Raw genomic sequence first — 24,057 nt, forward strand, 5'->3', positions numbered from 1 at the left:
TGCTCCAATGTCGGTATTTAAAAACCAAGAAACGTACTGGGACAACCTGTTTGATGAAGAAGACGGACTAAGCGCATTCCCTTACTTTAAAGCAGCGGATAAAGCGTCATTGGCCCGTACCGGCTACCAGGAAAAATGCATCTGCCGTTCCTTATCTCCGGAAGTATCTCAAAGAATCATGACAATGGCGAATCATTCCGATATGGCGGCCTATCTGATTTTATTGTCAGGTATTGAATGCTTGCTGTATAAATATACCGATCGAACGAGCCTGATTCTCGGCATTCCAACGGTATCGAAGCAAAAAAGCAGTCAGTCAGCTGTTAACTCCGTTGTTCTTTTGAAAAATACGCTTTCAAACGAGAGTACATTTAAAACCGTGTTTGAACAGCTGAAAGAAGCTGTTAATGATTCACTGAAAAATCAAAACCTGCCGTTTAGAAAAATGGTTCAGCATCTAAGCGTGCAATACAATGATGAGCGTCTGCCTTTGATTCATACCGTCGTTTCGCTTAACGAAATTCATTCTTTGCAATTTAAAGAAGACATTGCAGCCGATACGCTGTTTCACTTTGATTTGGAAAACAACGGGATTCATTTAAAGCTTTTTTATAACGGCAATCTGTACGATGAGCGCTATATGGATCAAATGACAGCCCATTTGGATCATCTGCTGTCTGTGATCCTGTTTCAGCCTGAAGCGGAGATCCATACGGCAGAAATGATACCCGAAGCGGAAAAGCAGAAACTATTGTTTGATTTTAACGATACCGGCAGAGATTACTCCGGGAGCAGAACCGTCTATCAATTATTTGAAGAACAGGCAGAAAGAACGCCTGAGCACGCGGCGGTCAAGTTTAAAAACGCCCATTTGACGTACAGGGAATTGAATGAAAAGGCGAACCGTTTGGCAAGAACATTGCGTAATTGCGGGGTTCAAGCCGATACATTGGTCGCAATTCTGGCTGATCGTTCGTTAGAGGTGATCGTGTCAATCATAGCCGTTTGGAAGGCGGGGGGCGCTTATGTACCCCTGGACCCTGAATATCCAAACGAGCGGCTTCAATATTTGCTTCAGGATGCGAATGCGGACGTTCTCCTTGTTCAGCGTCATTTGAAAAACAGCCTCACCTTTGACGGCCCGGTGATTGATTTAAATGACAAAACATCATACCATGCGGATGGCTCATTGTTATCACCGATAGCGGAACACAGCCATTTAGCCTATGTCATTTATACATCGGGCACAACAGGAAAGCCGAAAGGAGTCATGGTTGAACACGGCGGTATTGTGAATTCGCTCCAGTGGAAGAAGGCGTTTTTCAAGCATTCTTCAGCGGATCGCGTGCTTGTCTTGTACCCGTATGTTTTTGATGCGTTCATTTTAAATTTCTTCGGCCCGCTTATTTCGGGAGCGACTTTGCACCTTTTGCCGAATGAAGAAAATAAAGACCTTTTCGCCATTCAAAATGTCTTGAAACAAGAGCGGATTACACATTTTTCAACTTCTCCCCGTCTTTTGAAAACGATGATCGAAGAGATGAACGCGGACGACTTCATTCATGTTCAGCATGTTGTTGTAGGCGGAGAGCAGCTGGAAACAGATACAGTTGAGAAGCTGTATTCTCTGCAGCCTCACATTCGGATCAATAATGAATACGGACCGACAGAAAACAGCGTGGTATCGACCTTTCACCCTGTTCAGTCTGCTGATGAACAGATCACAATCGGCAAACCGGTGGCCAACCATCAAGCTTATATTTTAGGAGCGCACCAGCAAATCCAGCCGATCGGCGTACCGGGAGAGCTGTATGTCGGAGGAGCGGGAGTGGCCCGCGGCTACCTCAATCGGCCTGAGCTGACGGAGGAAAAATTTGTTCAGCATTTGCATCTCTCCGGTCAAAAGATGTATAAAACGGGGGATCTCGCCAGATGGCTGCCAGATGGAAGAATCGAATATGCAGGGCGGATCGATCATCAAGTGAAAATCCGCGGCTACCGAATCGAAATCGGCGAGGTAGAGGCGGCCATGTTCAATCTGGAAAACGTTCGTGAAGCCGCAGTCGTCGCGCGGGAAGACGCAGACGGGGCCAAGCAATTGTATGCCTATTATGTCGGCGAGCCTTCTGTGGCTGCGCAGTTCAGAGCCGAATTATCCCGTAAACTGCCGGATTATATGATTCCCTCCTACTTTATCCATTTGGAACGCATACCGCTCACTTCCAATGGAAAAATTGATTTGAAAGCTTTGCCTGCTGATGAAGAAAATACGCGGACGGATAACGAATACATAGCCCCGCGGAACACAACAGAAGAACTGCTGACGTCCATCTGGCAAGATGTATTAGGGGCAGAACGTATCGGAATTATGGATAATTTCTTTGATTATGGCGGAGATTCGATTAAATCAATTCAGGTGTCATCCAGATTGTATCAAGCCGGATACAAGGTTGATATGAAACATCTGTTTAAATATCCCGCGATTGCAGAACTAAGTCAATTTGTCGTGCCGATCGGCAGGATGGCTGATCAAAAGGAAGTGACCGGCGGCTCAAACCTGACCCCGATACAGCATTGGTTTTTTGAACAAAAGATGCCGCAAGCTCACCATTACAATCAGGCCGTCATGTTATATTCGGCGGAAGGCTTGAAAGAGGCTCCGCTTCGCCGGACGATGGAACGGATCGCGTCGCATCACGATGCCTTGAGGATGATTTTTGAAAAAACACCGAACGGGTACGCTCCGCGAATTACAGGAACGGATGAAAGTGAATTATATCATCTGGAAGTGATGAATTATAAAGGCGAAACCGATCCTGCTCAGGCAATTTCCGATAAAGCGAATGAGATTCAAAGCAGCATGATATTAGACAAAGGGCCTTTGATGAAGCTTGGTTTGTTCCAATGCACCGACGGAGATCATTTGCTGATTGCAATTCATCATTTGGTGATTGACGGAGTATCGTGGCGCATTTTACTCGAAGATTTTGCAAGCGGTTATGAGCAGGCAGAGCGCGGACAAACGATCCGCCTCCCGCAAAAAACAGATTCGTTTCCATACTGGGCCGATCAATTGTCCAAATATGCGAAAGAAACCGACATGGAAGAGGAGATTGCTTATTGGGCCGAGCTTTCAAACACGGAGCCGCAGCCATTGCCTAAAGACAAAATAAGCGAAGGCTCATTATTAAGAGACAGCGAAGAAGTGACGATTCAATGGACAAAAGAGGAAACGGAGCAATTGTTAAAACAAGCGAACCGCGCCTACAACACGGATATCAATGATCTGCTGCTGACTTCGTTAGGTCTCGCCGTTCACAGGTGGACTGGCATGGAAGACATTGTCGTAAATTTGGAAGGCCACGGGAGAGAACCGATTATTCCGGATGCGGATATTTCCCGCACGATCGGATGGTTTACAAGCCAGTACCCTGTCGCACTGAGGATGGAAGCCGGAAAAGACTTGTCATGGCGGATTAAGACCGTGAAAGAAGGGCTGCGCCGTATCCCGGATAAAGGCATGAATTACAGCATCATCAAATATATATCCGGGCATCCCGAAGCCGACAGCCTGCAGCTGAATCCGGAAATATCGTTTAATTATTTGGGTCAGTTTGATCAAAACCTGAAGCATCAGGCTTTGCGCATATCGCCTTTTTCCACAGGGTTATCAATGAACGAAAACCAAGAGAGAACAGCCGTGCTTGATTTAAACGGCATGATTTCTGAAGGGACATTATCACTGACACTGAGCTATAGCAGCAAACAATACGAAAGATCGACTATGACGCAATTTGCCAAAGGTTTAAAAGAAAGTCTGCAAGAAGTCATTGCACATTGCGTAAGCCGGCAGCAGACTTCCCTCACACCAAGTGACATCCTGTTAAAAGATATCTCAATCGACGAACTGGAACAGCTTTTGGAGCAGACACTTGAATTAGGCGAGGCGGAAAATATTTATCCATTAACACCGATGCAGAAGGGCATGCTGTTTCACAGCTTATTTGATCCGAATTCAGGTGCTTATTTTCAGCAAACGATGTTTGATCTGCATGGAGATCTGGAGATTGATTCATTTTCAAAAAGCTTGGATGTCTTATCGCAAAAATATGATATTTTCCGGACGAATTTTTACAGAGGCTGGAAAGACCAGCCGCTGCAAATCATATTGAAAACGAAAAAGATCGGTTTTCAATTCATTGACTTACGCGAGATGAAGGAATCACAAAAAGAAGCGATGATTCAGCAGTATGCCAGAGAAGATAAGATGCGGGGGTTCGACTTAGAAAAAGGCGCGTTAATGCGGTTATTCATTCTCCGTACGGATGAAAAGACATACCGTTTTATCTGGAGCTTCCACCATATTTTAATGGACGGCTGGTGCCTGCCGCTGATTACAAAAGAAATATTCGAGAATTACTTTGCCTTGCTTCAGCAAAAGCAGCCTGAACAATCATCAATTACTCCGTACAGTCAATATATTGAATGGCTCGGCCGGCAAGATGCGAAAGAGGCCACGGCTTATTGGGGTCAGTACTTGGAGGGATATGAGGAGCAAACCGGCCTTCCTAAGGATCACCATGCAGCGGAAGACGGACGATACGTTCCTGAAAAAGTGACGTGTGACATAAGCTCCGATCTCACTTCGAAAATGAAGCGGACGGCAGGCAAGCATCATGTCACGCTGAACACGCTGCTGCAGACGGCATGGGCGGTTTTGCTGCAGAAATATAACCGAAGCAAGGACGTTGTGTTTGGGAGTGTCGTATCCGGAAGACCTGCTGGAATTCCAAACGTGGAAACGATGATCGGCTTATTCATTAACACCATTCCCGTCCGGTTCCGGTGTGAAGCGGGGACAACGTTTGCCGGGCTTATGAAAGAGGCGCAGGAAAGGGCTGTAGCGTCTCAACAATTCGAGACACACCCGTTGTACGACATTCAGGCGCGTACAACGCAAAAGCAAGATTTAATTACACATTTAATGATCTTCGAAAATTATCCGGTTGATCAGTATATGGAAAGCATAGGCCGGCAAAACGGATCATCCATCACCATTTCTAACGTACAAATGGAAGAACAGACCAACTACGATTTTAATTTGACCGTCATACCGGGCGACGAGATGAACATCTCTTTTGAATACAATGCCAATGTGTATGATCGGGCAAGCATAGAGCGGATTCGGGAACATTTCATGCAAATCCTGCATCAAGTCGTGACAGATGCGGATATCCGGGTGGATCAAGTGGAATTGTTAACGGAAGGCGAAAAAAGAACTCTTCTGCAGACACTTAACGACACGGATGCACCGTTTCCGCAGACGCCGGTTTATCAATTATTTGAAGAGCAATCGCAGCGTACGCCCGATCAAGCGGCCGTCATTGATAAGGACAGGCAGCTCACGTACGGAGAGCTCAATAAGCAGGCAAACCGGCTGGCGCGAACGTTAAGAGCAAAGGGAGTGCAGGCGGATCATCCTGTGGCCATCATCAGCAGAAACAGCATTGAATCGGTGGTCGGGATCCTTGCCGTTTTAAAATCAGGCGGCGCCTATGTCCCTATAGATCCGGAATATCCGCAAGACCGCATCGGGTATATGCTGGATGACTCCCAAGCCGGAATCGTTTTGACGCAGCGAGATGTCAGGGAACAGCTTTCCTATGAAGGCATCACAATTTTACTGGATGATGAAGAGTTGTATCACCAAGATGACTCTGACCTTGCACCGATAAGTGATGCAAGCCATTTGGCGTATGTCATTTATACGTCAGGCTCCACAGGGCGGCCAAAAGGCGTATTAATCGAGCACCGCGGCTTGACCAATTATATTTGGTGGGCGAAAGAAGTTTATGTAAAAGGCGAGAAAGCCAACTTCCCGTTGTACTCGTCCATCTCTTTTGATCTGACGGTGACTTCTATTTTCACACCGCTTATCACAGGCAATACGATCATCGTCTATGACGGAGAGGATAAAACAGCTCTGCTTGAATCGATTGTGCGGGACCCGAGGGTGGATATCATTAAATTAACCCCGGCCCATTTGCAGGTCTTGAAGGAAATGAACATCGCCGATCAAACGGCTGTCCGAAGAATGATTGTGGGCGGAGAAAACTTAAGCACCCGGTTAGCCCAAAGTATTCATGAACAGTTCGAAGGCCGGATTGAAATATGCAATGAGTACGGACCGACGGAAACCGTTGTCGGCTGCATGATTTACCGTTACGATGCCGCAAAGGACAGACGGGAATCGGTACCGATCGGAACCGCTGCGGCTAACACGAGCATTTACGTTCTTGATGAAAATATGAAACCCGCGCCGATCGGAGTGCCGGGAGAGATCTATATCAGTGGCGCCGGTGTAGCAAGAGGATATTTGAACCGTCCCGAATTAACGGCAGAGAAATTCGTCGATGACCCGTTTGAACCCGGAGCCAAAATGTATAAGACCGGAGATTTGGCGAAGTGGCTGGCGGACGGAAACATTGAATATGCGGGCAGAATAGATGAACAAGTGAAAATCAGAGGCTATCGTATCGAATTAGGCGAGATCGAGGCAGCGCTGCTTCAAGAAGAAGCGGTCAAGGAAGCTGTCGTTACGGCCAGAGAAGATGCCCACGGGTTTAAACAATTGTGTGCATATTACGTGAGCGGCGGGCAAACAACGGCAGCCCGGCTCCGCAAACAATTGTCTCACAGCCTGGCGGGTTATATGGTTCCGGCTTATTTTATCGAGCTTGATGAAATGCCTTTAACGTCTAACGGAAAAATAAACAGAAAAGGACTGCCGGCTCCGGATTTCGAGCTGCAGGACAGAGCAGAGTATAAAGCTCCTCGAACAAAAGCGGAAGAAATATTAGTTTCTGCCTGGGAATCGGTATTAGGCGCAGAGAATGTCAGTATTCTTGATAATTTCTTTGAACTTGGCGGAGATTCCATTAAGTCAATCCAAGTGTCATCCAGATTAAAACAGAGCGGATACAAAATGGAAATCAAAGACTTGTTTCAATATGCTACGATTGCCGAATTGAGTCCGCATATCAAGCAGAATCTGCGTACAGCCGATCAAGGTGAGGTCAAAGGAAAAGTCAGCCTGACTCCTATACAGCATTGGTTTTTTGAACAAACAACAATAGATCCGCATTATTATAATCAAGCCGTCATACTGCATGCATCGGAAGGTTTTCAGGAAACGCCGCTGCGTCAAACCCTGCAAAAGCTTGCAGAACATCACGATGCGCTCCGGATGACGTTCCAGACTGCGAAAAATGGATACAAGGCACAGAATGCAGAGATCGCCCAAAGCGGACTGTACAACCTTGAAGTCCTGAATTTGAAAGCAGAATCCGACCCGGGGCAGACCATTGAAGCCAAGGCTGATGAGATACAAAGCAGTATGCATTTAAGTGATGGCCCGTTAATGAAAGCCGGATTGTTTCAATGCGCAGACGGGGATCATTTGCTCATCGCCATCCATCATTTGATTGTAGACGGGGTGTCATGGCGCATTTTACTGGAGGATCTCGTGACCGGCTACAGGCAAGCTGAAAACGGGCAAATGATTCAACTTCCGCAAAAAACTGATTCTTTCCAATTGTGGGCCAAAAAACTTTCAGAATATGCGAAAAGTGAAACGATAAAACAAGAGCAGGAATATTGGACAAAGATCGAACAAACTGAAGTAAAACCGCTGCCTACAGATTTTCAGGAAACCCATACAACTGCAAAAGACAGTGAAACAGCAACTGTGGAATGGACGAAAGAGGAAACGGAGCTCTTATTAAAACAAGCGAATCGCGCTTATCACACGGAAATAAACGATTTGCTTTTAACTTCTCTTGGTCTTTCAATATCCCATTGGTCGGGGCTTGACCGGATTCCGATTCATTTAGAGGGACACGGAAGAGAACAGATCATTCAAGATATGGATATCTCCCGCACGGTCGGCTGGTTTACTAGTCTGTATCCGGTTGTGCTGCACGCGCAGCCAGGCAAAGAAATCTCTGATTATATTAAAACGACCAAAGAAGGGCTGCGCCAAATTCCGCATAAAGGGATCGGATATGGCATAGCAAGGTACTTAAGCGGCGGACTGCCATCGAAACTCGATCCTGAGATCAGCTTTAACTACTTGGGACAGTTTGACCAAGATTTACAGCAGCATGGAGTTCAATTATCTTCTTATTCTTGCGGTTCAGACTCAAGCGGAAATCAAGAAAGACCGTATGTATTGAATATAAACGGAATGATAACCGAGGGCCGGCTGAAGCTTACGATCAGCTACAGCAGTAAACAGTACGCAAAAGAAACGATCATGCGGTTATCGGAAACGATTCAAAGCCGCCTGCGCACAATCATTACGCATTGCGTTCATAAAAAACAATCAGAACTGACGCCAAGCGATATTTTGTTAAAAGGCATGTCCATTGACGAATTGGATCAGCTCCTCGTTCAACTGCCGCATGCAGGTGAGATTGAAAACGTGTATCCGCTCACTCCGATGCAGAAAGGAATGCTCTTCCACAGCTTGCTGGACGAGGACTCACATTCTTATTTTGAACAAGCATCGTTCGATTTGCAGGGAGAGTTAAAGATTGATTGGTTTAAACAAAGCTTGGAGCGATTATTTGAAAGATCCGCCGTGCTCAGAACCCGTTTTTACAGCGGCTGGAACGATATTCCTTTGCAAATTGTCTATAAAACACAAAAACCGCAAATTCATTTTACAGATTTGCGTGACATAGAGAAGCACCGTCGTGAGAATGCAATCGCAGCCTATCAAAGAGAAGACAAGGCTAAAGGATTTGACCTGACTCGCGATCCGCTGATGCGCATAGCGATTTTCCGTACGGAAGACCGCAACTATCATTTGATTTGGAGCTTCCATCATATTGTCATGGACGGCTGGTGCCTGTCTCTTATCACGAAGGAAGTGTTTGATCATTATAGCGCCTTACAAAAAGGAAGGGGAACAGAACCGTCATCTGCAGCTCCTTACAGCGACTATATCGAGTGGCTTGACCGCCAAGATCAGGGAGCAGCAAAGCGGTACTGGAGCGAGTATCTTGAAGGATATAAAGGTGAAACCGCGCTTCTTCATAAAACACCGCAGCATGAACAAAAAGAATACGCTTATGCCAATGTGATCTGCCAATTTGAGCACGAACAGACAAAACAATTACAGCAGATCGCAAACCAGCATCAGGTTACTTTAAATTCCTTGATCCAAACGGTGTGGGGAATTTTATTACAGAAATACAGCGGGTCCGCAGACGTTGTCTTCGGCAGTGTCGTGTCAGGAAGGCCGGCGGAAATTCCTGATGTGGAACAGATGATCGGACTGTTCATCAATACCATTCCGGTTCGGGTCTGCTGCGATGGGGACAACTCTTTTGCCGATACGATGCAAATGGTTCAACAAAACGCTCTGTCTTCCCAATCGTACGATACCTATCCTTTATACGAAATTCAGGCACAAACGGAACAAAAGCAGAACCTGATTGACCATATCATGATCTTTGAAAACTATCCGATCGGGCAGCAGGTCGAAGAGACGGGACAGCATGGTACGGAGCTGAACATTACGAATTTTCATATGCAGGAACACTCCCACTATGATTTGAATGTGGTGGTTATACCCGGCGAACAGCTGGCTGTTCATTTCGGTTTTAATGAAAACGAATATGAAAAATCAGAAGTGGAGCGGCTCTCCGGTCATTTTGAACAGCTCATGCAGCAAGTATTGCAGGAACCGTCTGTCAAAATAGAAGAATTGGAGCTTCTCTCTCAGCAAGAAAAAGAACATCTGCTCAGCCATTTTCAATCTGAGGGTATGGATTATCCGCGCGAACAAACGATTCATGAGCGGTTCGAGGAACAGGCGCATCGTACGCCGGACCATACGGCGGTTGTATGCGAGGGTAAGCAATTAACCTACGGAGAACTGAACCGGCGTGCCAATCAGCTTGCGCGAACCTTGCAGGCAAAAGGAGTGCAGGCGGATCAGCTTGTCGGTATTATGACTGAACGCTCGCTTGAGATGATTGTAGGCATCTTAGGAGTTTTAAAAGCGGGCGGTGCATATTTGCCGATAGATCCTGATTCTCCGTCTGAACGCATCCGTTATATTTTAAATGATTCAAGCATCAGCGTATTGCTTTACCGCGGGAAGCTTCCGGATGACATCGGCTTCTCAGGAACATGTATCGATCTCATGGAGGAACATTTCTATCACGAAAAAGACAGCAGTCTTGCACTCTCTTATCAGTCCAGTCAACTGGCCTATGCCATTTATACTTCCGGTACGACAGGCAAGCCTAAAGGCACGTTAATTGAACATTGCCAGGTCATCCACCTGATAGAAGGGCTGAGCCGCCAAGTATACTCTGCCTATGATGCGGAGCTGAATGTAGCCATGCTCGCTCCATATTATTTCGATGCTTCTGTTCAGCAAATGTATGCTTCCTTGCTGTCAGGACATACCTTGTTTATTGTTCCGAAAGAGATTGTGTCAGACGGTGCTGCCTTATGCCGTTACTTTCGGCAGCATTCGATTGACATCACTGACGGAACACCTGCCCACTTAAAGCTTTTGATAGCTGCAGGTGATTTGCAGGGAGTCACGCTTCAGCATCTTTTAATCGGAGGAGAGGCTCTTTCCAAAACGACGGTAAATGAGCTCATGCAATTATTCGGCGATCATGGCGCGGCGCCTGGGATTACCAATGTATATGGGCCTACGGAGACTTGCGTAGACGCGTCTCTGTTCAACATTGAATGTTCTTCCGATGCGTGGGCACGCAGCCAAAACTATGTCCCTATAGGCAAGCCGTTAGGCAGAAACCGAATGTACATTCTTGATTCAAAAAAACGGCTGCAGCCGAAGGGCGTCCAAGGCGAGCTGTATATTGCAGGGGACGGTGTCGGGCGGGGTTACTTGAACCTGCCGGAACTGACGGACGAAAAATTTGTTGCCGATCCGTTTGTACCGGAGGACCGAATGTACAGAACCGGTGATCTGGCCCGCCTTCTGCCGGATGGAAATATTGAATATATCGGCCGGATTGATCATCAGGTGAAAATTCAAGGTTTTCGGATTGAACTCGGTGAAATCGAATCGGTGATGCTGAACGTTCCTGATATTCAAGAAGCCGCAGCAGCTGCCCTTAAAGATGCAGATGATGAATATTACTTGTGCGGATACTTTGCAGCGGATAAGACAATACAGATCAGTGAACTTCGCGAAAGAATGGCCCGGCATTTACCCGGATATATGATCCCGGCTCATTTTGTGCAGCTGGATAAGATGCCGCTGACGCCAAACGGGAAGTTGAATCGCCAGTTATTGCCGGCTCCGGTCAAAAAGCGTGACAGCGGCATAGAGTACGTTCCGCCGCAAACTTCGGCAGAAATTCAGCTGACGGCAATTTGGCAGGATGTTCTCGGGTTAGAGCAGGTGGGGATTCGAGATCACTTTTTTGATATCGGCGGACACTCCCTGCGGGCAACGGCGCTGATTGCAAAAATACAAAAGCAAATGCATGTCCAAATTCCTTTGCGGGACGTCTTCCGTTTCCCAACCATTGAACAGCTCGCACGGACGATCACGAAGACGGAGCTGACCGGGTATGCCGCGATTCCTGCAATTGAAAAAAGACCTTATTATCCGGTATCCTCAGCACAAAAACGGTTGTACATCCTGAATCACTTGGAGGGCGGAGAACTCAGTTACAACATGCTGGGACTGATGGCTGTGGAAGGAAAGCTTGATCGTGACAAGCTGCAGCAAGCCTTCCGAACGCTGATTTTGCGCCATGAATCTTTGCGCACCGGTTTTAAAATGGCTGACGGAGAACCTGTTCAGTATGTCTTGGATCACGCGGCGTTTGAAGCAGAGTGGTACCAAGGGGAAGAAGATGATGCGGACCTTTATATCCGCCAATTTATTCGTCCTTTTCACCTGTATGAGCCGCCGCTGCTTCGCGTAGGGCTGATTGAACTTCAACCTGACCGCGGAATTCTGATGTTTGATATGCACCACATTATTTCTGACGGAACATCCATGAGCGTATTGATCAAAGAATTTATCCGGATTTATGAAGGAGAGACATTACCGCCCCTGCGCATCCAGTACAAGGACTACGCGGTATGGCAGACCGGCGAAGCGAGATTACAGCAGATTCAAAAACAAGAAGCCTATTGGTTAGAGCTGTACAGCGGCGACGTTCCTGTCCTTCATCTGCCGGCCGATTATATCCGGCCGTCGGCACGGGATTTTGCGGGAGCCACAATGCAGTTTACGCTTGATAAGCAAAAAAGCGACGGATTAAAGCAGCTGGCATCCCAAACCGAATCGACTTTATATATGGTGCTCCTTGCGTCTTATACATTATTGCTTTCAAAATACAGCGGCCAGGAAGATATTATTGTCGGCAGCCCTATAGCGGGAAGACCGCACGCCGATTTGGAACCGATTATCGGAATGTTTGTCAATACATTGGCGATGAGAAATTACCCTGAAAAAGGGAAGACGTTCTCTCAGTATCTGTCCGAAGTGAAGGAGAATGCATTAAAAGCTTATGAACATCAGGATTATCCGTTCGAAGCGCTGATCGATCAACTGAATATCGCCAGAGACTTGAGCCGCAATCCATTGTTTGACACCATGTTTGTGCTTCAAAACACGGAGCAGGAACAGCTAGAGATAAATGACGTCACTTTCAAACCATATCCAAACGGACATACGATGGCGAAATTTGATTTAACCTTAACGGCTGTGGAAGAAGAGTCGGGTATTCAGTTCACGATGGAATACTTGACGGCTCTGTTTAAACCGGAAACGATTGAACGCATGATGGGGCATTTTGAACAGCTGGTTGATTCGATTATCAAACAGCCTGAGGCCGAGCTGGCTCGTTTGAATATGATGACCCAAGAAGAGAAGAGTGGAATTCAGAAACTCTTTAACGATACTGCAACAGAAACACGTACTCCGACTACGGTTCATCAGCTTTTTGAGCAGCAGGCTGTGCTTAACCAGGACCATGAAGCCGTCATGTTTGGAAATCAGACGCTGACTTATCGTCAGCTGAATGAACGTTCCAATCAGCTGGCGCGCGTTCTTCAAGATAAGGGTGCCTGCACTGATCAGGTTGTTGCCGTTCTCACGGATCGCTCAGCACATATGATCATCGGCATTTTAGCCATATTAAAGGCCGGCGCAGCATTTCTCCCTATCGATCCGGAGCTCCCTGATGAACGGCGGGCTTTTATGCTGAAAGACAGCGGTGCCGATGTGCTTTTGACTTGTGCAGGTCACGCTATTCCGCCGCTCTTTGAAGGAGAAGTGCTTCTGCTTGATGATCCGTTACTATATCAAGGCAGAGCAGACAATCTTAATCTTTCCTGCTCGGAAAATGATTTAATGTATGTTATTTACACGTCAGGCACAACGGGGCAGCCGAAAGGCGTTCAGCTGGAGCACAAGACGATGACGAATCTGCTCGCTTATGAGCAGGATCATACGCAGCTTCGCTTTGACAGAGTGCTGCAATTTGCCGCAATGAGCTTTGATGTCTGCTATCAAGAAATGTTCTCCGCGCTTTCAAGCGGAGGAACACTCTTTATCATCGGCAATGAGGCAAAACGTGACATACGTCAGCTCAATGATTTTGTCAGAACGCACGGGATACAAACAGCATTTCTCCCGACCGCGTTCCTTAAGCTCCTTGCCTCAGAGAAACACTATTTCGAACCGTTTGCCGAGTGCGTGGATCATATCATCGCTGCGGGAGAACAGCTCATCGCAACAAGGATGCTGCGTGACATGCTGGCACGCCACCAAGTCACATTGCATAATCATTATGGCCCGTCGGAGACGCATGTTGTGACCATGTATACCGTCGATCCTGATACAGATCAGGAGCTTCAGCCGATCGGCAAACCGATTTCAAATACGGAGATTTTCATTTTGAATGAAGCCGGAACGCTTCAGCCTGTCGGAATCATCGGTGAACTTTGTATTTCAGGAGTGAGCCTGGCCAGAGGTTATCATAACAGGGAGTCTTTGACGCTCGAAACTTTTGTTCCGCACCCATATGACTCGAATCAACGGATGTATAAAACAGGCGATCTGGCTCGTTACCTTCCCGACGGGAACATTGAATATGCGGGAAGGAGGGACCATCAAGTCAAAATTCGCGGTTACCGGATTGAACTCGGTGAGGTGGAGGCCGCTCTTCTCAAGCACGTACAGGAAGCAGTTGTCCTATCAATAGAAAATGCAGATGGCCAAAGCGATTTGTATGCCTATTTTACAGCAGAGCAATCACTCTCGATCAGTCAGCTGAAAGAAAAACTTGCTGGCCAAATACCGGGATATATGATCCCTTCATACTTCATCCAGCTGGAGAAACTGCCGCTAACCGGCAATGGAAAAGTAAATCGAAGAGCATTACCGATGCCTGAAGCAGGTTTGCAAACGGGGACTGACTACGTTGCTCCGCGGACGAATATGGAAGAGCAGCTGATATGCATCTGGCAAGACGTTTTGAAGGTAAAAGAAATAGGTGTAAAAGATAACTTTTTCGATTTGGGCGGCCACTCGTTGCGAGGGATGACGCTCATCGCCAAAATTCATAAGCAATTCAGCAAAAACATTTCATTAAGAGAAGTCTTTCAATGTCCGACAGTTGAAGAAATGGCACAGGCTATTGCAGAAGCTGAAACCAACGGACCGGACTATATTCCGAAAGCCAAAGCAAAAGATGTCTATCCCGTATCGTCCGTGCAGAAGATGGTTTACCTGTCAACACAAATAGAAGGCGGAGAACTGAGCTACAATATGCCGGGAATTCTTACATTAGAAGGAAAACTCGACATGAATCGCTTGCAAACCGCTTTCCAAAGACTGATCCAGCGCCACGAATCGCTGCGTACCGGTTTTGAAATGGTCCGCGGAGAACCGGTGCAGGTGATCAAACCGCAAGTGGAGTTTTCGATGGAAAGATACAAAGCAACAGCTGACGAGGTTGAGGAATGTTTCCGGACCTTCGTGCGACCGTTCAATCTCAGCCAAGCTCCATTACTCAGGGCCGGACTCATCGAGTTAGAACAAGACCTGCATATTTTTATGTTTGACATGCACCACATTATCACGGACGGCGCCTCCATGAATATTTTTGTCGAAGAACTGATTCAATTGTATGACGGCAAAGAGTTAGCTCCGCTCCGTATTCAGTACAAAGACTTTACGGAATGGAAACATCAAAAAGAACAAAGAGAACGAATCAAGAGCCAGGAAGAGTATTGGCTTGGTGTATTTCATGAAGAGCTCCCGTCATTCGAGCTGCCGAAAGATTTTGCGAGACCGCCGGTTAGAAGCTTTGATGGGAAAAGGCACAATTTTACGCTCGATAAGACTGTCACCCAAGGGATAAAGCAGCTGGAAGAATTGACCGGAACGACCGCTTACATGATTCTATTCTCGGCCTATTCCATACTGCTGGCAAAATACAGCGGTCAGGATGATATCGTTGTCGGTACACCTATTGCAGGGAGACCGCATGCGGATTTGGAACCCATTATCGGAATGTTTGTCAATACATTAGCCATCCGCACCGCTCCGATGGCGGAAAAGACATTTTTGGATTATATAACGGAAACGAAAGAAACCATGCTGAAGGCTTTTGAACATCAAGAGTATCCTTTTGAAGAATTAGTTGAAAAACTGGGTGTGAAACGGGACTTAAGCCGCAATCCATTGTTTGATACGATGTTTGTCCTGCAAAATACCGAACAAACGGATATTGAAGTGGACTCTCTCGCAGTCAGGCCTTATGAACAAACAGAGACGGCAGCCAAGTTTGATTTACAGCTGAACTTCTTAATGGACCAAGATGAGATTCAGGGCAGTTTTGATTACTGTACGAAACTGTTTAAAAAGAAAACCATTGCTGTATTGGCCAAGGATTACGTCATGATCCTTTCGGCGATTATGAGAAACCCATCCATTCCTTTAAAAGACATTCAATTAAGCGAAAAAGTAAACAAAAGTAAACATCTCGCAAGCACAATCGAATTGGATTTCTAATCACGGGGGCAGCGGCTGTCCCGGCATGAATGCCGCGGCTGCCGCCAGCCGCCTGCAAAACAGGAATGAAACCAACTGGAGGGATATGAGTGTCAGAATTCAAACAACAGGAGTTGTTCTGGGGCCGAATGTTTCACACGGAAGACCGTCCTAGTGCATTCCCTTCGTTTCAAATGTCCGACTCAACAGTAAAGCGTGATATAACAAGTGGATCTGACTGTATTCACAGTTCATTGAGTGCGGATGTATCACGGCGCATCCTGACCATGACGAACCAAACGCCAATGGCCGTCTATCTGGTTCTCCTGATCGGAATTGAATCCCTTTTATACAAATATACGGGGGAAGAAGGCGTGATTACAGGGGTTCCAACCTTTGAAGACGAAACTGATGAAGATCTTCGTTCAGACCAGCTCATGTTAATCAAACAGCATATCAATTCCGGCAGTACGTTTAAATCAATTTTCCATGAATTGAAACATACGCTGGACGAAGCGATCTTATATCAGGACGTTCCCTTTGATAAAATGGCCGGACAGCTGAGGCTGAACTACAATGCAAATCATTTGCCGATCATCCATACAGTCGTTTCACTAGAGCAAATTCATCCTGATGGTTTCATAGAAACGGCTGCTGCAGATGCTTTATTTCAGTTTGCTATGGGTGAAGACTTGATTGGCATAAAGTTATGTTTTAATGAACAAGTCTATGACCGTCAGTATATGATGCAGGTGCTCGGACATTTAAACCGTCTATTTTCTGTCATATTATTTCAGCCTGAGCTCCCCCTCGGCCAAGTGAATATTTTGCCAGAATCGGAGACACATTCACTTCTCGTTGACAATCAAACTGCGAAAACTGAATATCCCCGGGATAAGACGGTTTATCAGTTATTCGAAGAACAGATGAAACGAACACCGGATCAACCAGCCGTTATTTGCGGAGAAAAGCAATTCACATATCGCCAGCTCAATGAACGTGCCAATCAATTAGCCCGAACGTTAAGGAAAAAGGGGGTAAAGACGGATCGGCTCACTGCGATTATCTGCGAACATGAGATCGAACTGGTCGTGGGAATACTGGCCGTTTTAAAAGCGGGAGGGGCCTATGTGCCAATTGACCCGGATTATCCGAAGCATCGCATACAGTATATAGTAGAAGACTCCCAAGCTGATATCATCCTGACGCAGAGCCATTTTCAAAAACAGTTGGAACTTGCGGGCACAATGGTTTTCCTCGATCAGGAAAGCTCTTACCACGAAGACGGCTCTGACCTGGAACCGATCAGCAGTACGAAGGATTTGGCCTATGTCATTTATACGTCAGGCTCCACAGGCAAGCCTAAAGGAGTGGCAATTGAGCATCAGGGCTTAACCAATTATATTTGGTGGGCCCGCCGGGTCTATGTCAAAGGGGAAAAAACCAACTTTCCCCTATATTCGTCCATCGCTTTTGATCTGACGATAACGTCTGTTTTTACTCCGCTTATTACAGGAAATTCCATTATTGTCTACGGAGGAGAAAACAGTGCTGCCTTGCTTGATTCCATTATTCAGGATTCAAGGGCGGATATTATCAAGCTGACCCCGGCGCACTTGCAGTTATTGAAAGAGATGAATATCCCTGCTGAGTGCACCATTCGGAAATTCATTGTCGGCGGTGACAATTTAAGCACGCGGCTCGCCCGAAGCATCAGCGGGAAATTCGGCGGAAAAATCGAAATTTTTAACGAATACGGGCCTACAGAGACAGTCGTCGGCTGTATGATTTATTCCTTTGATCCGCAAAACGACAGACGGGAATCAGTGCCGATCGGAACCGCCGCGGACAACATGAACATTTTCGTGCTGGATAAGAGCATGAAGCCGGTGCCGGCCGGCGTCCCGGGAGAAATATATATCAGCGGGGACGGCATCGCCAGAGGATACTTGAACAGAGCGGAATTAACGGCGGAAAGATTTTTGCAGCACCCCTTTGTACCAGAGGTGAAAATGTACCGGACGGGAGACTTAGCAAGGCGGCTGCCGGACGGAAATATCGAATATTTAGGCCGGATCGACCACCAGGTGAAAATCCGCGGTTACCGCATTGAAATCGGGGAAGTCGAATCTGCATTTTTCCAAATACCGCCGATTCAAGAAGCTCTCGTTACGGCACAAGAAACCAACGGGGAAACATCCTTGTGCGCCTATTATACCGCACAGCATTCTTTAACCGCAGGCGAAATTCGGGAGCACCTGTCCCGGCAGCTTCCGGTCTATATGATCCCTGCTTATTTTGTACAGCTTGCAGCGATGCCGCTTACTTCCAACGGAAAAATCGATCGTCAGGCGCTGCCTGCTCCAACGGGAAATCTCACTGGCAATCCTTATACAGCTCCGCGGACAGAACTGGAAAAAATACTGGCCGGGGTGTGGGAATCGGTATTAGGCGCAGAACAGGTCGGAATCGATGATCATTTCTTTGAGCTGGGAGGAGATTCGATTAAGTCGATTCAGGTAACCTCAAGCTTATATCAAGCCGGGTATAAGCTTGACATCAAACACTTGTTCAAACACCCGACGATCTCCGGGCTTGCTCCTTTTATTGAGCCCGTTACCCGAATCGCAGAACAAGGGGAAATCAAAGGCCGTACCTTATTGACGCCGATCCAGCATTGGTTTTTCGCCCGGCAATACCCTGATCCGCACCATTATAATCAATCTGTCATGCTTTATTTTAAAGAGGGGTTGGATGAATCGAAGCTTCAGAAAGTTATGAAGAAGGTTGCCGAGCATCACGATGCTTTGCGCATGGTCTATGTTCAGGGAGATCATGGATACGAAGCCAGAACCCGCGGGATCAGTGAAGGAGAATTATTCAGCCTCGACGTGTTCTCTTTACTCGAGGAAAACAACCCTGCCGAAACGATAGAAACGATAGCCAATGACATTCAGCAATCCATCCGATTAGCCGAAGGACCGCTCATGAAACTGGGATTGTTTCAATGTCAGGATGGCGATCATTTGCTGATTGCGATTCATCATCTGGTTGTAGATGGCGTATCGTGGAGGATTTTACTTGAGGATATAACGTCAGCTTATGAGCAGCTCCAAAACGGAGAAGCGATCACGCTCCCTAAGAAGACGGATTCCTATCTGTTATGGGCTGAACGATTGAAACGTTATGCAGAAAGCCCGGAATTTGAAGCGAAAAATCAATATTGGCTTGAGCAGAAACATATCTCGCAACACAAATTGCCAAAGGATAATGAGCAGGAGACCGGTCTGGCCGAAGACCGGGAAACGATCATCGTCCAATGGACAGAGGAAGAAACCGAGCGTTTATTAAAAAAATCGAACCGTGCCTATACGACTGACATTAATGATTTATTGCTGACCGGACTCGGAATGGCTGTTCATCGCTGGACGGGGCATGAAGAAATTCATGTTCATCTGGAAGGACACGGCAGGGAATCTATTTTTCAAGACGTTGATATTTCACGTACGGTGGGCTGGTTCACAACCCAATACCCGGTTTCTCTTCAAATCCAGGCGGACCGGGACATCTCCCAGCGGATTAGGACGGTGAAAGAACAGCTGCGTCAGATTCCCCAAAAAGGAATAGGATATGGCCTGATGAAATATTTGTCCGATCATCCGAAGGCATCAGAATGGACCGGACATCCGGAAATCAGCTTCAATTACCTCGGACAATTTGATCAAGATTTCGAAAATGGAGGAATCGAGGTATCTCCTTACTCCGGAGGGAAAATTGCAAGCGACAGACATCCCATTGCCTATACGCTTGACATTAACGGCATGATCTCAGACGGCCGGCTGTCATTGGCCATCAGTTACAGCGGTAAACAATATCGAAGAGAAACAATGGAAACATGTGCAGCTCTCTTAAAGAACAGCCTAAAAGAAGTCATCGAACATTGCGCAGCTCAAGAAGACATTCACCTGACGCCAAGCGATATTTCGCTGAAGGACATAACAATCGAGGAATTAGATCAATTTGTTCAGCAAACACAGCATATCGGCGACATTGAAAATATATATCCTTTAACTCCCATGCAGAAAGGTATGCTGTTCCATAGTTTAATCGATTCGGCTTCCAGAGCTTACTTTGAACAAGCCGCTTTTGACCTCAAAGGCGACTTGGATATCGAGGCATTTACAATGAGTTTGTCGCAGCTGGCGGAAAGACATGAGATTCTCCGGACTCATTTTTATACGGAATGGAAAGATCAGCCTTTGCAGATCGTATTCCGGAAAAAACCGATCGAAATAACTGTTGAAGATATTCGAAGCATGAAGAATAAACAACGAAACGAGTTCATTGCCGGCTTTGTACAAAAAGATAAGGCAAGAGGATTCGACCTTACCCAAGATGCGTTAATGCGCGTATCAATCCTTCGTACAGAGGACGACCAAGTCCGATTGATATGGAGCTTCCATCATATTTTAATGGATGGCTGGTGTCTGCCTCTTATTACGAAAGAAGTGTTTGAAACCTATTATGAGCTTCTTGAGAGAAGAAAACCGGAGCGGGAAGCCGTCACCCCGTACAGCCGATATATCGAATGGCTGGAAGACCAGGATCATCAGAACGCTTCGGCCTATTGGCAAAAATATTTGGACGGTTATGAAGGACAAACCGTTTTACTGAAAGAACCTGTCTCAAACCAAGCCAAGAAATATCAAAAACAAAGGCTTGCATGCCGGCTCGGAAAACAGCTGTCAGAAGAAATCAGACAGACCGCAAGCAAGCATCACGTCACCGTGAATACATTCATTCAAAGTGCGTGGGGGCTATTGCTGCAAAGATACAACAACAGTCAGGATGTCGTTTTCGGGTCGGTTGTATCCGGACGCCCGGCAGAAATTCCGGGTATTGAATCCATGGTCGGCTTATTTATCAACACCATTCCCGTACGTATTACCGCTCAGCCTGAAATGACTGTGGAACAAGTGTTGAAAATGAGCCAGGAGCAGGCATTGGCTTCTCAGGCGTATGATACATTTCCGTTGTATGAAATTCAGGCTCAAACCGAACAAAAGCAGCAGTTGATCAGTCATATTATGGTATTTGAAAATTATCCGGTCGAGAAACAAATGGAGCATATGAAACCGAATCGTGACGCGCTGGACATTATCAATTTTCATATGGAAGAGCATACCCATTACGATTTCAATTTCATTGTCATGCCCGCGGGAGAAATCGACATTCATTTTGTATACAATAGCAACGTCTATGATCATGCAAGTGTCAAGCGGATGCAGACGCATTTCATACAAATCATGAATCAAATGGCGGACGATCAGGACATACGCATTCAAGACCTTGAGATATTAACAGCGGATGAACGATCGCTCCTGATAGACAAGTTCAATGATACGGCGGCAGAGTATCCAAAGGAAAAGACGATTCATCAATTGTTTGAAGAACAAGCGGAGCGAACGCCGGAGCAAGTGGCGATTGTTTTTGGAGATGAGAAACTAACGTATCGACAGCTCAATGAACGGGCTAATCGATTAGCTCGAACATTAAGGGCCAATGGTATGCAAGTGGACAGGCTCACAGCCATCATCAGCGAACATAGCATCGATCTGGTTGTGGGAATACTGGCTGTATTAAAAGCCGGCGGCGCCTACGTACCTATTGATCCGGATTATCCGAAGCACCGCATACAGTATATATTAGAAGATTCCAAAGCCGAGATCGTCTTGACACAGTACCATCTTCAGCAGAGATCAGCACATGCAGGAACGATCGTTCTCTTAGATGAGGAAAGCTCTTATCACGAAGAGCACTCTAATCTTGAGCGGATCAGTGATTCGAAGGATTTAGCGTATGCGATTTATACATCTGGCTCTACAGGCAAACCCAAAGGCGTACTAATAGAGCATCGAGGCTTAACCAATTATATTTGGTGGGCTGCCAGAGTATATGTCAAGGGGGAAAAAACCAACTTCCCACTGTACTCCTCCATCGCTTTCGACTTAACGGTAACGTCTATTTTTACACCGCTCGTCAGCGGCAATGCCATCATAGTCTTCGGCGGAGAAGACAGGGCTGCCTTGCTTCCATCTATTGTACGGGATTCCAGAGTAGATATTATCAAGCTGACTCCCGCTCATTTGCAGTTATTAAATGAAATGGACATTCCACATGAGTGCAGGATCCGGAAACTGATTGTAGGCGGCGACAATTTAAGCGTGAGGCTGGCCCGGAGCATCAGCGAGCGATTTCAAGATCAAATTGAAATCTTTAACGAATACGGACCGACGGAAACAGTCGTCGGATGTATGATTTATTCCTTTGATCCGCAGAAAGACAGACGAGAATCGGTGCCAATCGGTACAGCCGCGGCCAATATGAATATTTATGTGCTGGATGCGGGAATGAAGCCGGTGCCGATCGACGTTCCCGGAGAAATATACATTAGCGGGGCCGGCATAGCCAGAGGATATTTGAACCGCCCGGAATTAACGGCCGAGAAATTTGTTGAACACCCGTTTGCCGCAGGTGAAAAAATGTACAAAACGGGAGATGTCGCGCGATGGCTGCCTGACGGCAATATCGAGTATTTGGGACGAATCGATCATCAAGTGAAAATCCGAGGCTACCGGATAGAACTCGGCGAGATCGAAGCATCTTTATTACAACTCGATGCTGTCAAAGAAGCGGTTGTCATCGCGATTGAAGAAGAGGGCTCAAAGCAGCTGTGCGCTTACTTGTCAGGAGACGAGTCATTAAATACGGCGCAGCTGAAGCGTCATTTGCTGAACAAACTGCCTGCTTATATGATTCCAGCTTATTTTGTACAAGTAGAGAAGATGCCGATAACTGCTAATGGAAAAATCGATCGAAAAGCTTTGCCGGCTCCTGAGGGAAATAGGCTTACCGGAACCGAATACACAGCGCCAGGAACGTTAATTGAAAAGCAGCTGGCCGATATATGGAAGGATATTTTAGCTCTGCCTGACCCCGGGATTAAAGATCACTTCTTTGACGTTGGCGGCCATTCACTTAAAGTATTGCAGCTCATTCATCAAATTAACGCCGGTATGGGACTCAACATGCATTATCAAGCCGTATACGATTTTCCTACCATCGAAACAATGGCACGCGCCATTCAAGCGGCAGTTTTCGAATCCGAGACGGATCATAACGTATTCGTCAAGCTGAACCAGGAAGATTCAATCCCTGTGTTCTGTTTCCCGCCTTTAATCGGATATGGACTCGTTTATAATGAAATGGCGAAAAGACTTGACGGCGTCAGCACCGTCTATGCCGCTGATTTTTTAGAAGAGCCGTCTCATGAGAAAGAAATAGTAGACCGGTATGCAGAAAGCATGATAAGCATTCAAGAACAAGGGCCTTTTGTTCTACTTGGTTACTCTTCAGGATCGAATTTGGCTTTTGAGGCTGCTAAAGCTTTGGAGAAGCGAGGCCGCACCGTATCTGATGTGATTATGCTGGATTCTAAAATCACCGATTCGGTAACTCATTTATCGGAAGAGGAAATCCAAGAGATCGTCCATCTGAATATGGACATTATTCCGGACTATTACAGAGAAATATTAACCATTCCTTCGATTAAGGATAAAATCAGAGGCTATCTTGCGTACCACAATGAAGTGATCAATTCCGGCGCCGTTAACGCCAACATCCATCATTTGCTATGCGGCGATGTAACCGATGATAGGGGCTGGACACAATCAACAGCACAGCATTATCTTGAGTACAAATTAAAAGGAGATCACGTGACGATCTTTGAACCTCACAATATCGAAGAAAATGCGGAAGCCATTCGATATATTATTAAACGGATTGAAGAACGGCATCATCACGGACTTGTTCTTGAAGAACAACTGTCAATGGGATCATTTGCGGGAAATACGAAGTTTGACAACATGTAAATGATCCAGTGTAAAATGCCGCTGGATGACAGTCAGCGGCATTTTGTACGAAAAAGA

At 46.4% G+C, this 24,057-nt stretch carries 2 protein-coding genes; both read left to right on the forward strand.

Features of this window, described 5'->3' with window-relative positions; translation table 11 throughout:
- The first annotated feature begins 7 nt into the window (after window positions 1-7).
- Window positions 8-16,090, forward strand: a complete 16,083-nt coding sequence (locus tag ACQE26_RS14645) for a non-ribosomal peptide synthase/polyketide synthase (RefSeq protein WP_500469942.1) — start codon at window positions 8-10, stop codon at window positions 16,088-16,090.
- An 89-nt stretch (window positions 16,091-16,179) separates the two neighbouring features.
- On the forward strand, window positions 16,180-24,000 hold the full coding sequence (locus ACQE26_RS14650; RefSeq protein WP_500469944.1) for an amino acid adenylation domain-containing protein: 7,821 nt from the start codon (window positions 16,180-16,182) through the stop codon (window positions 23,998-24,000).
- Window positions 24,001-24,057 lie beyond the last annotated feature (57 nt).

The organism is Bacillus sp. 5RYD7K (assembly GCF_059831465.1).

Excerpts from the sequence above, each read along its gene's own strand:
- ACQE26_RS14645 (WP_500469942.1), top strand. The coding sequence starts at position 8 with ATGTCGGTATTTAAAAACCAAGAAACGTACTGGGACAACCTGTTTGAT.